We start from the raw sequence: 14655 nt of genomic DNA on the forward strand, positions 1-14655 counted from the left end.
TCCGATCAGCCGACGCCGGGACGACCCACGAGGCGGTGCCCGGCGCGCCCGGCGCCTCGCGGCCCCCGAGCACCACACCGCACCCGATACATCGGCAGCGTAGGGAGCCGTGTCACACCCGGAGGACTCCGCGTCCCGCGCGCCCCCGGAATCCACCCCTCACCACCCCCCACGCACCGCATCGGGCCCACCCGTCCCAGCGTTCCCAGAGCCGCCCCACACCCACGGATCCGCGCTTTAAATAGCGCCCTCACGGTTCCTTGACCGCGGGTGCCGATGCTCTGGGAGGGCGACAGTTGAAGAGATTCTTCGGGAAGGTCCGGCCGGCCGAACCGCGGGTGTCGGAGGCCGAACGGGAGCTGTTCGGCGGACCGTTGCGCTACGACATGGGCTGGTCCCGGCACGAGAACGCGACCCTGGACCTGACGATGCGCTCCGCGTTACGCCAGATGCCGGGGCTGGTCGGAGCCGCCCTGCGCATGGCGTGGAACGCGGACCGGCGGGCCCTGTTCGTCGTCGCGCTGAGCGAGATCGGGCAGGGTGTGGCCGCGGCCGTCGGGCTGCTCGCGGTCAACGCCGTGATGCACGCGCTGCTGGGCGACGGCACGGCCACCGAGCGGCTGCACGCGCTGCTGCCGGGTCTGCTGGCCGCCGCGGCGGTCGCCGTCGTCAACTCCGCGCTGGCCGGCTGGTCCACCGCGCAGGCCGGCCGGCTCGAACCGCTGGTCGAGCGGATCGCGACGACGCAGTACCTGGCGGCGGCGACGGCGGTCGAGCTGGAGGCGATCGACGACCCGGAGTTCCGCCGCCTGATCGACATCGCGCAGTACGGGGCGGCCTCCGCGCGCCGCATGATCAGCTGCTGCGTGTCGGCGCTGAACAGCACGATCTCCCTGATCGCCACGGCCGGTGTGCTCACCGTGCTGCATCCGGCGCTGCTGCCGATGCTCCTGGTCATCGCGGCGCCGCGCGGCTGGGGCGCGATGCGGGTCGCGCAGGAGCGGTACGTGTCGATGATGAGCTGGATCGAGCATGTCCGGGCCAGCCGGCTGATCGGCAACCTGCTCACGGAGCGGACGGCGGCGCAGGAGGTCCGCATCCACGCCGTGGGTCCGTTCCTGCTCGACCGCTACCGGGGCATGGCCCGCAGCGCGGAGGCGGAGCAGGAGCGTCTCGCGACGAGCAAGGCGGTCACGGAGTGGGTCGCGTCGGCGCTGTCGGGACTGGCGACGGCCGCCACGTACGGGGCGATGATCTGGCTCATCATGAGCGGGCGCATGGGCCTGGCGGTGGCGGGCACGGCGGTGATCGCGGTCCGTTCGGGTTCGGCCAGTCTCGGCGCGCTCGTCATGAACGTGAACCAGCTCCACGAGGAGTCCCTCTACGTGCGCGACCACTCCCGCTTCCTGACGGAGGCGGCGCAGCGTGCCATCCCGACCGGTGGGGCGCCGCTGCCCGAGCGGGTCGCGGAGATCGCGCTCGACGCGGTCACCTACCGCTATCCGGACCGCGGCGCCCCGGCCCTGGACAAGGTGTCGCTCACGCTTCCCATGGGGTCGGTGACGGCGGTCGTCGGGGAGAACGGCTCCGGCAAGAGCACCCTGATGAAGATCCTCTCCGGGCTGCTGCTGCCGCAGGAGGGGACCGTGCGCTGGGGCGACGCGCACGTACGGGATCTGGACCGCGCGGAGGTCTACGGCCGGGTCTCGCTGCTGACGCAGGACTTCCAGCGCTGGCCCGTGACGGCGGCGATGAACGTCCGGATCGGTCGTCCCGAGCACCCGGCGGAGCCGGAGGACCTGCGCCCGTCGCTCGACTACGCGGGCGCGGGCCCGATCGTGGCGAAGCTCCCCGACGGCCTCCAGAGCCTGCTGGCCCGGATGTTCCGCGGCGCCATCGAGCTGTCGGGTGGCGAGTGGCAGAAGATGGGCCTGGCCCGTACGCACTGGCGCAGCGCGACGTCGACCGCCGACAGCATCCTCGTCGTCGACGAGCCGACCTCGGCGCTCGACCCCGAGGCCGAGATCGAGGCGTTCGACCGCATCCGCCGTCTGGCCGCCCCGCACCGGGCCGTCGTCCTGGTCACCCACCGCATGTCCGGCGTCCGCCACGCCGACCGCATCTTCGTCCTCGACCAGGGCCGCCTCACCGAGCAGGGCACCCACGCGGAGCTCCTCGCCGCGCGGGGCCGCTACGCCGCGATGTTCACGGCCCAGGCCGACCAGTACGCGCCCGTCCCGCCCGCCGTGCCGCACCCCGCGTCACCGCCGGCCCCGGCCGTCACCGACCCCGCATGACCGCGCCCTCAAGAGGTTCCGTGTCCCCGCACTCCCCGCAGTCTCCGAACGCCGATGCCTGGACCGCGTACGGACGTCACCAGATCGGCCGGAAGTACATGCCGCCGGTGCCGGAGCGGATGCGCTGGGGGTTCTGGGACGGGGTGGGTCCCGGCGACGAGGTCCTCGGGCCGCTCGCCGGGCGCCGCTTCGTCGACATCGGCTCCGGGGCCGGGCACTACGCCGTGCACCTGGCGCGGACCCACGGCGCTCTGATCGACGCCGTGGAACTGTCGCCGACCCAGCACGAGCGGGCGGTCACGCACTTCGGCGAGGTCCCTGGCGTGTCCTTCGTCCACGGCGACGTCGTCGAGCACCTGCGCCGCGCCGAGCGGCCGTACGACGGGGCGTACGCGGTCTGCACGCTCGCCGGGATCGATCCGCACCGGGTGCTGCCCGCGCTGCGCGACGCGCTGGCGCCGGGCGCCCCCTTCGTCTTCTCCGTCCTGCACACCAACGTCCACGGCGTGGGCCCGTCGGCGACCGTGGCACCGCGCGAGGAGATGCTCGGGGTGGTCGGCATGACGCCGTTGCCGCTGGACTCCTGGGTGCTGACGGGTGAGGCGTGGGCGAGCCTGCTGTCCGCGTACGGGTTCGTCGTCGAGGAGACCGGTCTTCTGAGCTCGCCCGATCCGGACCATGCCGTGGTCTGCACGCTCGTCCGGGCCCGCCGCCTGCCCGCCGGGGAGGTGCGGATCTCCAGCCGTCCGCGCAGCCGTCGCGCGCCCGTGCCGCACGCGGCGATCGGGGTGGGCACGATCGTGCTCGGCGAGGCGGGGCTGCTGCTCGGCCGGCACCGCCGCGGCACGCTGGAACTGCCCGGCGGAACCGTCGAGCCGGGCGAGTCCTTCGCCGAGACGGCGGTGCGGGAGCTGCGTGAGGAGACGGGGCTCATGGCCGAACCGGGGGACGTCGACCTGCTCGGCACCCTCGTCGACCGGGTCGAGGACGTCGTACGGGTCACGGTCGGCGCGGTCGTGACGTCCTGGCGGGGCTCGCCGCGGACGCGACCGGGCGAGAGCGTCGGCGACTGGTCCTGGTGGCCGCTCGACGCGCTGCCGCACGGCCTGTTCCAGTGCTCGGCGCAGATCCTCACCGCGTGGCGCCCCGACCAGCCCCTGGACCATCCGCCGGCCCACTTCACAGCCTTCGCGGGAGGGGGCCGGAACGGCAGGTGACGGGGCGCTTACCAGCAGAGAGGGCGGGAATGTGAGGCACACGACGTCTCTCCGAGGCATCTTGACGCTTCCCTGACGCCGGGAGCGGGGACGGACCGGTCGGGGCTGCTTACGCTGACTCGACCGTCAGTGCGGGTGTGCGCGCTGCGGTCCGTCCCCCCTTTTCCCGCAGCCCCAGGAGCATCCATGTCCACGACCGACTCCGCGCGCGGCGGGCGCCTGCGTGCGTGGATGCTGGAGGGCCTGTCGGACATGGGCAAGGGCCGCCCGTCCGTCCCCAAGCCCGACACCGGCACCGAACACCAGGGCCAGCCCTGGTACCGCGTCATGTGCCTGACCGGCGTCGACTACTTCTCCACCCTCGGCTACCAGCCCGGCATCGCCGCGCTGGCCGCCGGACTCCTCTCCCCCGTCGCCACCATCGTCCTCGTCATCGTCACCCTCGCCGGCGCCCTGCCGGTCTACCGCCGCGTCGCCGAGGAGAGCCCCCACGGCGAGGGCTCGATCGCGATGCTGTCGCGACTGCTCTCCTTCTGGAAGGGCAAGCTCTTCGTCCTCACCCTCCTCGGCTTCGCCGCCACCGACTTCCTCATCACCATCACCCTCTCCGCCGCCGACGCCTCCACCCACCTCGTCGAGAACCCCCACCTCGAATCGGCCCTGCACGACAAGCAGGTCCTGATCACGATGATCCTCATCGCACTCCTCGGCGCGGTCTTCCTCAAGGGCTTCCTCGAAGCGATCGGCGTCGCCGCCGCCCTCGTCGGCATCTACCTCGCGCTCAACGTCGTCGTGGTCGTCACCGGCCTGTGGCACGTCGTCACCGCGGAACACGTCGTCACCGACTGGACCAGCGCCCTCACCCAGGAACACGGCAACGTCTTCGTCATGATCGGCGTCGCCCTCGTCGTCTTCCCCAAACTCGCCCTCGGCCTGTCCGGCTTCGAGACCGGCGTCGCCGTCATGCCCCACGTCAAGGGCGACGCGAGCGACACCGAGGCGAACCCCGCCGGCCGGATCCGGGACACGAAGAAGCTCCTGACCACGGCCGCGCTCATCATGAGCGTCTTCCTCATCTGCACGAGCTTCATCACGACGGTCCTGATCCCGCAGAACGAGTTCGAGGCCGGCGGCAAGGCCAACGGCCGCGCCCTCGCCTACCTCGCCCACGAGTACCTCGGCAACTCCTTCGGCACCGTCTACGACATCTCCACCATCCTCATCCTCTGGTTCGCCGGCGCCTCCGCCATGGCAGGCCTGCTCAACCTCATGCCCCGCTACCTGCCCAAATACGGCATGGCCCCGCACTGGGCCCGCGCGGTGCGCCCCATGGTCATCGTCTTCATCCTCGTCGCGTTCCTCGTCACCTGGCTCTTCGACGCCAACGTCGACGCCCAGGGCGGCGCCTACGCCACCGGCGTCCTCGTCCTCATCTGCTCCGCCGCCATCGCCGTCACCATCGCCGCGAACAAAGCCGGCCAACGCGGCTGGACCATCGGCTTCGGCATCATCGCCGCCGTCTTCCTCTACACCACCGTCGTCAACATCATCGAACGCCCCGACGGCGTGAAGATCGGCGCCTGCTTCATCGCCGGCATCATGCTCATCTCGCTCCTGTCCCGCCTCGGCCGCGCCTTCGAACTCCGCGTCACCCACGTCGAACTCGACGACATGGCCGAACGCTTCATCCGCGACATCTGCAAGCGCACCCCGCGCTTCATCGCCAACGAACCCGACAACCGCGACGCCGACGAATACCGGGCGAAGAAGGACCAGATCCGCGCCGACAACGACATCCCCGGCGCCGAGGACTTCGTCTTCGTCGAGGTCACCATCACCGACCCCTCCGAGTTCGAAGCCGGCCTCACCGTCCGCGGCGAAGTGCTGCACGAACGCTTCCGTGTCCTCACCGTCGAAGCCTCCTCCGTCCCCAACGGCCTCGCCGCACTCCTCCTCCACGCCCGCGACCTCACCGGCGTCCGCCCCCACATCTACTTCGAATGGACCGAAGGCAACCCCTTCGCCAACTTCCTCCGCTTCTTCCTCTTCGGCCAGGGCGAGATCGCCCCCGTCACCCGCGAGGTGCTGCGCGAGGCGGAGCCGGACCGCGAACTGCGCCCGCGCGTCCACGTCGGCTGAGCGGGCGCGGAGTTGTCGCCGGCCGTCCGACCGGCCGGTGACAACTCTGCGCAAGGGCCTGGCCAATGACATAATCGCCGGGTCCTTCACCGTCCGAGTACACGCTGGAGTCCGACATGACGGCACCGTCTTCGCCGAGCCGTATCGACACGAGCAAGCCCCACCCGGCCCGTGTCTACGACTGGCTCCTGGGCGGCAAGGACAACTACCCGGTCGACCAGGAAGTGGCGGAGAAGCTGCCCGCCGAGGCGCGGAACAACGCGATGCGCAACCGCGCCTTCATGCACCGCGCCGCCGCGTGGCTCGCGCAGAGCGGCATCGACCAGTTCCTCGACATCGGCACCGGCATCCCGACGAAGCCGAACCTGCACCAGATCGTGCAGAAGATCGTGCCGTCGGCCCGGGTCGCGTACACGGACAACGACCCGATCGTGCTGCGGCACGCGGAGGCGCTCCTCGTGAGCAGCGCGGAGGGGGCCACGGACTACATCGAGGCCGACGTCCGTGACCCGCGGGGCATCCTCGACCACGCCCGTACGTTCCTCGACTTCGAGCGGCCGATCGCCCTGTCGATGATCGCGCTGATGCACTTCATCACGGACGACGAGGACCCGTACGGCCTGACGCGCACGCTCGTCGACGCCCTCCCCTCCGGCAGCTACCTGGTCCTCTCCCACGGCACCACCGACGAGCACCCGCACCTGGCGAGCTCGGTGAAGAACACGTACCGCAAGGGCGAGATCCCGCTGCGGATGCGCACCCGCGCCGAGGTCGAGCCGTTCTTCGAGGGCCTGGAGCTGGTCGAGCCCGGACTGGTGACCGCGACGAAGTGGTACCGGTCCGAGCCCGCGCCGGCCGAGGAGCTGAGCGGTTTCTACGTGGGCGTGGCGCGCGTTCCGTAGCCGGACCTCGCGGCGAACTCCGCGAACCAGGGCAGCAGGTCGGGGCGGGTCACCGTACCCTCGGCGACGACGTCGGCGGCGCGGGCGCCCTGGAGGATGCGTTTGACGGGCACCTCCAGTTTCTTGCCGGTGAGGGTGCGGGGCACGGCCTCGACGGGGACGATCACGTCGGGAACGTGCCGCGGTGAGAGGTGTCGGCGGATCGCGGCGACGATCTCGTCGCGGAGGTCGTCGTCGAAGGACTCGCCGGGCGCGGGCACGACGAACAGGGGCATCGCGTAGCCGCCGCCCGGGAGTTCGGCGCCGATGACGAGGCTGTCGGCGACGCGCGGCAGCCGTTCGACGACGGCGTACAGGTCGGCGGAGCCCATGCGCACGCCCATGCGGTTGAGGGTGGCGTCGGAGCGTCCGGCGACCTCGACGGACAGGTCGGGGTGCAGGGTGATCCAGTCGCCGTGCCGCCAGACGCCCGGGTACACGTCGAAGTACCCGGCCCGGTAGCGGCGGTGGTCCGTGTCGCCGAGGAAGTGGAGCGGCATCGAGGGCAGTGGGGCGGTGACGACGAGCTCGCCCTGCTCGCCCACGACCGGCCTGCCGTCCGGGTCCCAGGCGTCGAGGGCGACGCCGAGGGCCGGTCCGGAGAGCCGCCCGGTGTGTTCGGGCAGCAGGGCCGAGTCGCCGGCGAGGACGGAGCAGATGTCGGTGCCGCCGCAGATCGACTGGAGCCGGGCGCCGGGCGCGAGCCTGTCGCGGACCCAGTGCCAGGTGCTGTCGGGCATGGCCGAGCCGGTCTGCAGGACGGTGCGCAGGGCGCCGAGGCCGAGGTCGCGGGCCGGGTGGGCGCCCGCCTTCTCGCCCGCGGTGAGATAGGCGGCCCCGACACCGACGACGGTGGCGCCGGCGCGCTCGGCGATGCGCCAGACTCCGTCTATGTCGGGGTGGGTGGGGCTGCCGTCGTAGAGGACGATCGTGCTCCCGTGGAGGAGTCCGGCGACCATGAAGTTCCAGACCATCCAACTGGTGGAGGTGTGGAAGAGGTAGCGGTCGTCGGGGCGCAGGCCGACGCCGAGGCCGAGCGCCTTGAGCAGTTCGACGACGATGCCGCCGTGGCCGTGGACGATGCCTTTGGGGACGCCGGTGGTGCCGGAGGACCACAGGATCCACAGCGGGTGGTCGAAGCGGACGTCGGCGAAGACGAGCGGGGCGTCGCGGCCGGCGAGGGAGGGCCACGGGTGCTGGGTCACGTCCTTCCGGTCCGACCAGGCCGGTCCGGTGGCGGACCTGTGGAGGCGGTCGACGGCGACGAGATGGCGGACGGTGGGCAGCCCGGCGAGGAGTTCGGCGGTCTGGGGCCGCCGGTCGTACTCCTTGCCGCCGTGGCGGTAGCCGTCGGCGGAGAACAGCACCTTCGGTGCGGCCTGGCGCAATCGGTCGAGGACGCCTGCGGTGCCGAAGTCCGGGGAGCAGACGGTCCAGGTGGCGCCGACGGCGGCGGTGGCGAGGAGCGCGACGACGGCGTGCGGCACGTTCGGCAGGTAGCCGGCGACGCAATCGCCGGGTCCGACGCCGAGGTCGCGCAGTCCGGCGGCGACGCCCGCGACCTCGGCGCGCAGCCGCTCCCAGGAGAGGTGTTCGGGCGCGCCGGTCTCGGAGACGGCGATGACGGCGGGCCGGGTGGCGTCGGAGCGGGTCAGGCACTGCCGGGCGAAGTTGAGGTGGGCGCCGGTGAACCAGGACGCGCCGGGCATCGTCGCGTCCGCGAGCACCTCCTCGTAGGGGCTGACGCGGTCCAGGCCGTAGTACTCCCACACGGCGGACCAGAAGGCGGGCAGGTCGTCGGTGCTCCAGCGCCACAGGGCGGCGTAGTCGGCGTGGGCGAGCCCGCGTTCGCGGCGCAGCCAGGCCTGGAAGTCGGCGATGTTGGAGTCCGCCGCGGTCACTTCACGGCCTCCCGTCCGGTGGGGGCGGGGCAGCCGAGCTCTTCGAGGAGCCGGGCGGCCTGGGGCCATTCTCCGTGGCCCGAGGCGGGGTTGAGGTGGCCGACGGGGCCGATGCCGACGAGGCGGCCGCCCCAGTCGGCGGCCAGGGCGGCGACCTTCTCGGGGCGGGCCAGGGGGTCGTTCGTGCTGGCGGCGACGATGACGGGGAAGGGCAGCCGGGCGCGGGCGACGGGCAGCCAGCCGTGGGCGCGCAGGGTCTCCGGGTCGGGGTGGCCTTCGGGCAGCGGGGTGTCGAAGTCGGGCGGGGTGGCGAGCAGGGCGCCGAGGACCGGGCGGTCGTCGTGGGTGAGGGCCCAGTGGACGGTGGTGTGGACGCCGGCGCTGTGGGCCACGAGGACGACGGGCCCGGCGACCGAGGTCACCGCGGCGTCGAGGGCGGCGACCTGGGCGGCGCGGCTGAGCCGTGCCTCGGTGAGCGGCGGGACGGTCACCGATCCGGGGATGCGGGCGGCGAGGCGGGTCTGCCAGTGGTCGGGGACGTGGTCGCGCAGTCCGGGGACGAACACGACCGTGGGAGCGGTCGTCGGATCGGGGGTCATGTGGGGAGCTCCGTCTTCGTACGGGGTGCGGCCGGGGCGGCCGGGAGGAGGTCCGCGGCGTAGTGGCGGCGGCCGAGGGCGAAGGCCAGGGCGGCGCCGAGGGAGACGAACGGGATGACGCCGAGTGCGGCGTGCAGTCCGATGTGGTCGGCGAGCATGCCGGTGACGGCGGGTCCGGGCGCGAGGCCGATCAGGCTGTTGGCCAGGGTGAGGGTCGCCATCGAGGTGGCGACGACGGCGGGCGGGGTCAGGCTCACCACCATGGCGGCGGCGGGTCCCGCGGTGGCGTTGGAGAGCAGGGTTCCGCCGCCGATGAGCAGCAACTGGCCGATCCCTGTGGGGAGTTGGAAGCCGATCCCGAGCAGGACGAGGGATCCGGTGCTGCACAGGACCGCGAGGGTCCACTTGTGCCGGACGCCCCGGCGGCCGAGCCGGTCGCTGACGAGGCCGCCGCCGATCATGCCGATGCCGGTGATGAGGGCGAAGATTCCGGCGACGAGTCCGGCCTTGTCGGTGGACAGGCCGTAGGAGCGGTCGAGGTAGCTGGGCATCCAGGCGAGCAGGGACATGGCCAGGAACATCTGCAGTCCGCTGCCGATGTAGGCGCAGCGTACGGACACCGAGGAGAAGAGGCGGGGCAGGAGGGAGCGGACGGGGCCCTGCGCGCCCGGCGGGTTGCCCTGTTCTCGGCAGGCGCGGGCCAGTCGGCGTTCGGTGACGACCACGCTGTAGACGGCGGCGAGGACGAGGCCGAACAGACCCATGATCGCGAACGTCCAGCGCCAGCCGAGGTGTTGGGCGATGACGCCGCCGATGGAGACGCCGAGGACGGAGCCGAAGGCGCCGCCGGCGATGAAGGCGCCGGACAGCGTGGCCCGCAGGGTCGCGGGGAACACGCTGATCACGACGGCGACACCGACGCTGCCGTAGGCGGCCTCGCCGACGCCGACCATGAACCGGCCGAGGAACATCTGGCCGTAGCTCGCGGCGACGGCGCAGCCCAGGGTCGCGAGGCTCCACACGACGGCGGCGAGGACGAGGCTGCGGACGCGGCCCCAGCGGTCGGCGAGCAGGGACAGGGGGAAGGTGAGCACGCCGACCATGAGGGCGACGATCCCGCTCAGCGAGCCCAGTTGGGCGTCGGAGAGCATCCACTCGGCCTTCAGCAGCGGGAACACCGCGTTGAGGACCTGCCGCGACATGTAGTCGGAGAGCAGCAGGCCGAAGCTGAGGCCGAACACGACCCACGCGTAGCCGCGGGTCCTCCGCTCACTCGGGCCGGTCACCGGCGATCCCGGCGCGCTCCATCTTGCGGACGGCGGGCCAGTAGTCCTGGACCGCGTAGTGCTGGGTGGAGCGGTTGTCCCAGATGGCGACACTGTCGGGCGTCCAGCGCCAGCGGACCTGGTACTCGGGGACGGCGGCCTGGCTGATCAGGTAGTTCATCAGGAGGTTGGCGCCGGGGGCGTGGTCCTGGCCGAAGCGCACGTTCTCGGGGGTGTGGTGGTTGACGAAGTGGGTGGTGAAGGCGTTGACGAAGAGGATCTTCTCGCCGGTCTCGGGGTGGGTGCGCACCACCGGGTGTTCGGGGTCCGGATAGCGTTCCTTGAGCCGGTGGCGTTCCTCCGGCGGCATCACGGCGCCGAAGCTGGCCTCGATGCTGTGGCGGGCGCGCAGGCCGGCGATCTGGGTGCGGATGTGCTCGGGGAGTCGGCGGTAGGCCTCGGCCATGTCGACCCAGATGGTGTCGCCGCCGACCTCGGGGGTCTCGACGCAGCGCAGGACGGCACCCATGGGCGGGCGTTCGCGCCAGGTGGCGTCGCAGTGCAGGGCGTTCTCGTAGTGCTCGGGCTTGCTGTCGAGGTCCTTGTAGATGCGGACGAGTCCCGGGTGGTCGGGGTCGCTGCCGAGGACGGGGTGGTCCTCCAGCGGGCCGAGGCGGGAGGCGAAGGCGACGTGGTCGGCGCGGCTGAGGTTCTGGTCGCGCAGGAAGAGCACCTTGTGGCGGAGCAGGAGCTGCCTGATCTCGGCGAACAGGGCGTCGTCGTGGACGGCGTCCGCGAGCTGGACGCCGTGCAGTTGGGCGCCGAGGGTGCAGGTCAGGGGCTCCGCGTCGATCCGGGTGCGGACGGCGGTGGGCGTCTGCGTCATGTGCGCGCTCCTCAGGGGATCAGGACGGAGGAGCCGGTCGTGAGACCGGACTCCAGGGCGCGGTGGGCGGCCACCGCGTCCGTCAGTGCGTAGCGCTGGTCGATGCGGATACGAATACGGCCTTCGGTGACGTGGTCGAAGAGTTCACCGGCGAGCGCGTCGCGTTCGGCGGGGTCCGCGATGTAGTCGGCGAGGGCCGGGCGGGTCACGAACAGGGAGCCGTGGACGGCGAGTTTCATCGCGTCGAGGGGCGGGACGCCGGAGGCGGTGCCGAAGCAGACGAGGAGTCCGCGGCGGCGCAGCGAGGCCATCGACCCCTCGACGGTGTCCTTGCCGATGCTGTCGAGGACGAGCGGGACGCCCTCGCCGCCGGTGATCTCCCGCACGCGTTCGGCGACGTCCTCCTTGCGGTACAGGACGGTGTGGTCGCAGCCATGGGCGCGGGCGAGGGCGGCCTTCTCCTCGGTGGAGACGGTGCCGATGACGGTGAGGCCGAGGAGCTTGGCCCACTGGCAGACGATGAGGCCGACGCCGCCGGCCGCGGCGTGCAGCAGGATCGTGTCGCCGGGCTTCAGGGGGTGGATGCGGCGCAGCAGGTAGGAGGCGGTGAGGCCGCGCATCGTCATCGCGGCGGCGGTCTCGCAGTCGATGCCGTCGGGCAGCTTGATCAGGGGTCCGGCGTCCATGACGCGGGCGGTGCTGTAGGCGCCGAGCGGGCTGCCGGTGTAGGTGACGCGGTCGCCGGGGCCGAGGTGGGTGACGCCGGGTCCGACGGCTTCGACGACGCCGGCGGCCTCGACGCCGAGGCCCGCGGGGAGCGGGGCCGGGTACAGGCCCGTACGGAAGTAGGTGTCGGCGAAGTTGAGGCCGACGGCCTTGTGCCGGACGCGGACCTGGCCGGGTCCGGGGTCGCCGACGGTGACGCTCTCGAGGCGCAGGACCTCGGGGCCGCCGGTCTCGTGGAAGCGGATGGCGTGGGCCATGGGGGTTCTCCCTGGGTCCGGCGGGTCAGCGGGGGGTGTCGCGGAGCATGAAGCCGCGCTGCCCGGGGCGCCGGTTGGGGACCATGCCGAGCCGGGCGAGGGTCTCGTCGGTGTCCGTGTAGTACTCGCCGATGTGGTAGATCTCCTTGGCCTCGGCGCCGGTGGCGACGTCGCGGCCGAGGGTGTGCGCGATCTGTGTCATCTGCTCGACCTGGCGCACGGAGCTCATCCGCTCGCCCTTGCGGGCCCACAGGTTGTCCTCGTTGCCGACGCGGACGTGGACGCCGAGGGCGATCGCGATGGCGTTCATGGGGGCGACGGCGCGCATGGAGGACTCGATGGTGAGGACGGCGCCGTCGGGGACGCGGCGCACGAACTCGATGAGGTCGGCGGGGTGGCGGCCGGCGAAACCGCCGCCGATCGCCACGTAGTTGAGGACGAGCGGGCCGGTGTACTCGCCGCTGCGGATGAGGCGTTCGACGGTCTCCAGCTGGGCCAGGGTGGCGAGTTGGAAGTGCGGCTGGATGCCGTTGCCCCGCAGCCGCCGCAGGTGTTCGAGGTAGAAGTCGGGGCCCGCCTCGACGACCATGTCGCGGTAGGCCTTGTAGTAGTCGGGCTTGGCGATCGAAGTGCCGGCCAGGTCGTCGTCGGTCATGATCTCGACGATGTTCATCTGGCTGGTGTTGATGGCGATGGTCACCTGGTCGGGGCGCGGGTCGAGATCGGCGAGCAGGTGGCGGGTGTCGTAGCTGAGCCACTTGGCCTCGGAGCCCTCGTCCTCGGGGGCGAAGGAGATGGATCCGCCGATCTGCAGGACCATGTCGGGCACGGCCTCGCGCAGCCGGCCGATGAGCTCGTTGAACTTGGACATGCGCTTGGAGCCGTGTCCGTCGAGTTCGCGGACGTGGATGTGGAGCACGGTGGCGCCCGCGTTGTAGCAGTCGACGGCGGCCTGGACGTGCTCGTCCATGGTCAGGGGCAGGTCGTCGGCGTCGCCGGGCAGCCACTCGGGGCCGTAGGGAGCGGCCTGGATGACCAGCTTCTCCTGGTTCTCGGGCAGCAGGGAGTCGTCGAGGAAGTGCATGGCTGTCTCCTGGAACGGGGCGGCGGGCGGTGGCGCCGGAAACGGTCGCGGCCGGGCCCGACGCGTGGTGGAGGCGGGGACACCGGGTGGTGACTGCTTCGGTGTCGCTCGCGGTACCGCCACGTTAAGAGCGGGTTACCGGCCGCGCTTCACCCGTGGAGACACAAGACTTGCCCGTTCGGGACAGGTTCGGGACAGGTCAGGGACAGGCTCAGTCGGCGGACGGGTCGGCGCCTGCCGTGTGCCGGGCGCGCCAGTCCCGGGCGCTGGTGCCGAACTGCTCGCGGAACCAGCGGGAGAAGGCGCTCGGCGCGGAGAAGCCGAGGAGGCCGGAGATCTCGGTGAGCGAGCGGCTCGGGTTGGCGACGAGCTGCTCGGCGAGTTGGGTGCGGGTGGCGTTGACGAGTCCGGAGAAGGTCTCGCCGGTCGTGGCGAGGTGCCGGTGAACGGTCCTGCGGTCGACGCCGAGGCTGCCCGCCACCTGTTCGACGGAGCAGCGCCCGGTGGGCAGCAGCACCTCGATGAGTTCGCGGACCCGGTCCAGTTCCGTCGTGTCCGTGGTGACGGCGAGGGACTCGAAGTACTGGCGGGCGTAGTCGCGCAGGAGCGGGTCGGAGAGCTTGTTCGGGGTGTCGAGCTCGGAGGCGTAGAGGACGATGCCGGTGAACTCCCGGTCGAACTCGACCACAGGGCCCAGGAGTCGGCGATGGGTGGTGAGGTCCCGGGGTGCGGCATGGGTGAAGCACACGGAGACGGGCTGCCAGCGCGGGCCGAGGAACTCGCGCAGGAAACCGATGAACGTGCCGACGGCCAGCTCGACGGCCTGGCGCGACTCGTGGAACTCGCCGAGTTCGAGACCGACCCGCACCGTGGCGAGACCGGCGGCCTCGGTGAGGCGGCTGCGGAGCATCTCGTTGTACATGCGCTCGTGGCGCACCAGGAGGGCGAGGGCGCTGCGCACGTCGGGTTCCTCGCGCAGGACCAGGCTGATGGGGCCGAGGTTGGCGAAGCGGCGCCGCTCGGCGAGGAGCAGCCCGAAGTCCTCGCGGCGGGCGGTGGCGGCGGAGAGTTCGAGGAGTCGGGTGACGGCGTCGCCCGACACCCAGCGGTCCTGGGCGGCGAGGCCCACGGGGTCGAGGCCCACTCTTTTCATGAGGGCTCGCGGGTCGATGCCGACGGACTGGCCGAGCTCGACGTAGCTGCTCAGCGCGGCGTTGCGGACCAGGGGCTTCATCGGGCGCTCCGGGGCTCGGTCCTGGATCTCGGTCCTGCGGCCCGGGGGCGGCGCGCCGGGGGGGGGCGGGGGGCCGCCATAGAGTGGAAGTCCGCCGGGGGGGGTGGAG

General features: G+C 71.9%; 11 protein-coding genes. 4 read left to right on the forward strand and 7 right to left on the reverse strand.

Features of this window, described 5'->3' with window-relative positions; translation table 11 throughout:
* Positions 1-296: 296 nt before the first annotated feature.
* The 4 genes from ACFW9D_RS03330 to ACFW9D_RS03345 all read left to right on the forward strand — a co-directional run bounded on the left by ACFW9D_RS03330 (position 297) and on the right by ACFW9D_RS03345 (position 6555).
* Entirely contained in the window at positions 297-2297 is a 2001-nt protein-coding gene (locus ACFW9D_RS03330; protein ID WP_384617192.1) for an ABC transporter ATP-binding protein, read from the forward strand.
* Positions 2294-3514 carry an NUDIX domain-containing protein gene (locus tag ACFW9D_RS03335; protein WP_384617195.1) on the forward strand — a complete coding sequence of 407 codons (1221 nt, stop codon included), beginning with the start codon at positions 2294-2296 and terminating at the stop codon, positions 3512-3514. The genes ACFW9D_RS03330 and ACFW9D_RS03335 overlap by 4 nt, the downstream gene beginning before the upstream one ends.
* A gap of 186 nt (positions 3515-3700) precedes the next feature.
* A complete protein-coding gene (locus ACFW9D_RS03340; protein ID WP_384617197.1) occupies positions 3701-5653 on the forward strand; it encodes an amino acid transporter in 1953 nt (650 codons plus the stop codon).
* Between the two features lie 116 nt (positions 5654-5769).
* Positions 5770-6555 carry an SAM-dependent methyltransferase gene (locus ACFW9D_RS03345; protein ID WP_188335336.1) on the forward strand — a complete coding sequence of 262 codons (786 nt, stop codon included), beginning with the start codon at positions 5770-5772 and terminating at the stop codon, positions 6553-6555.
* On the opposite strand, the gene ACFW9D_RS03350 is transcribed toward ACFW9D_RS03345, so the two are convergent.
* The 7 genes from ACFW9D_RS03350 to ACFW9D_RS03380 form a co-directional block, all read right to left on the reverse strand.
* Complete coding sequence (locus ACFW9D_RS03350; RefSeq protein ID WP_384617199.1) at positions 6528-8495, reverse strand: acetoacetate--CoA ligase; 1968 nt, start codon at positions 8493-8495, stop codon at positions 6528-6530. The genes ACFW9D_RS03345 and ACFW9D_RS03350 overlap by 28 nt on opposite strands.
* Entirely contained in the window at positions 8492-9094 is a 603-nt protein-coding gene (locus ACFW9D_RS03355; RefSeq protein WP_384617201.1) for an RBBP9/YdeN family alpha/beta hydrolase, read from the reverse strand. Before ACFW9D_RS03355 ends, ACFW9D_RS03350 begins: the two co-directional genes overlap by 4 nt.
* Positions 9091-10380, reverse strand: a complete 1290-nt coding sequence (locus ACFW9D_RS03360) for an MFS transporter (protein WP_384617204.1) — start codon at positions 10378-10380, stop codon at positions 9091-9093. Before ACFW9D_RS03360 ends, ACFW9D_RS03355 begins: the two co-directional genes overlap by 4 nt.
* Positions 10364-11245: a TauD/TfdA family dioxygenase gene (locus tag ACFW9D_RS03365; protein WP_188335339.1), complete on the reverse strand. Its 882-nt coding sequence runs from the start codon at positions 11243-11245 to the stop codon at positions 10364-10366. The genes ACFW9D_RS03360 and ACFW9D_RS03365 overlap by 17 nt, the downstream gene beginning before the upstream one ends.
* An 11-nt stretch (positions 11246-11256) precedes the next feature.
* Positions 11257-12228 carry a quinone oxidoreductase family protein gene (locus ACFW9D_RS03370; protein ID WP_384617207.1) on the reverse strand — a complete coding sequence of 324 codons (972 nt, stop codon included), beginning with the start codon at positions 12226-12228 and terminating at the stop codon, positions 11257-11259.
* 25 nt (positions 12229-12253) lie between these two features.
* On the reverse strand, positions 12254-13312 hold the full coding sequence (locus ACFW9D_RS03375; RefSeq protein ID WP_384617209.1) for a 3-keto-5-aminohexanoate cleavage protein: 1059 nt from the start codon (positions 13310-13312) through the stop codon (positions 12254-12256).
* A 211-nt stretch (positions 13313-13523) separates the two neighbouring features.
* A complete protein-coding gene (locus ACFW9D_RS03380; RefSeq protein WP_384617212.1) occupies positions 13524-14546 on the reverse strand; it encodes an AraC family transcriptional regulator in 1023 nt (340 codons plus the stop codon).
* Positions 14547-14655 lie beyond the last annotated feature (109 nt).

Source organism: Streptomyces sp. NPDC059524 (genome assembly GCF_042749255.1).
Taxonomy (GTDB): domain Bacteria; phylum Actinomycetota; class Actinomycetes; order Streptomycetales; family Streptomycetaceae; genus Streptomyces; species Streptomyces xanthii.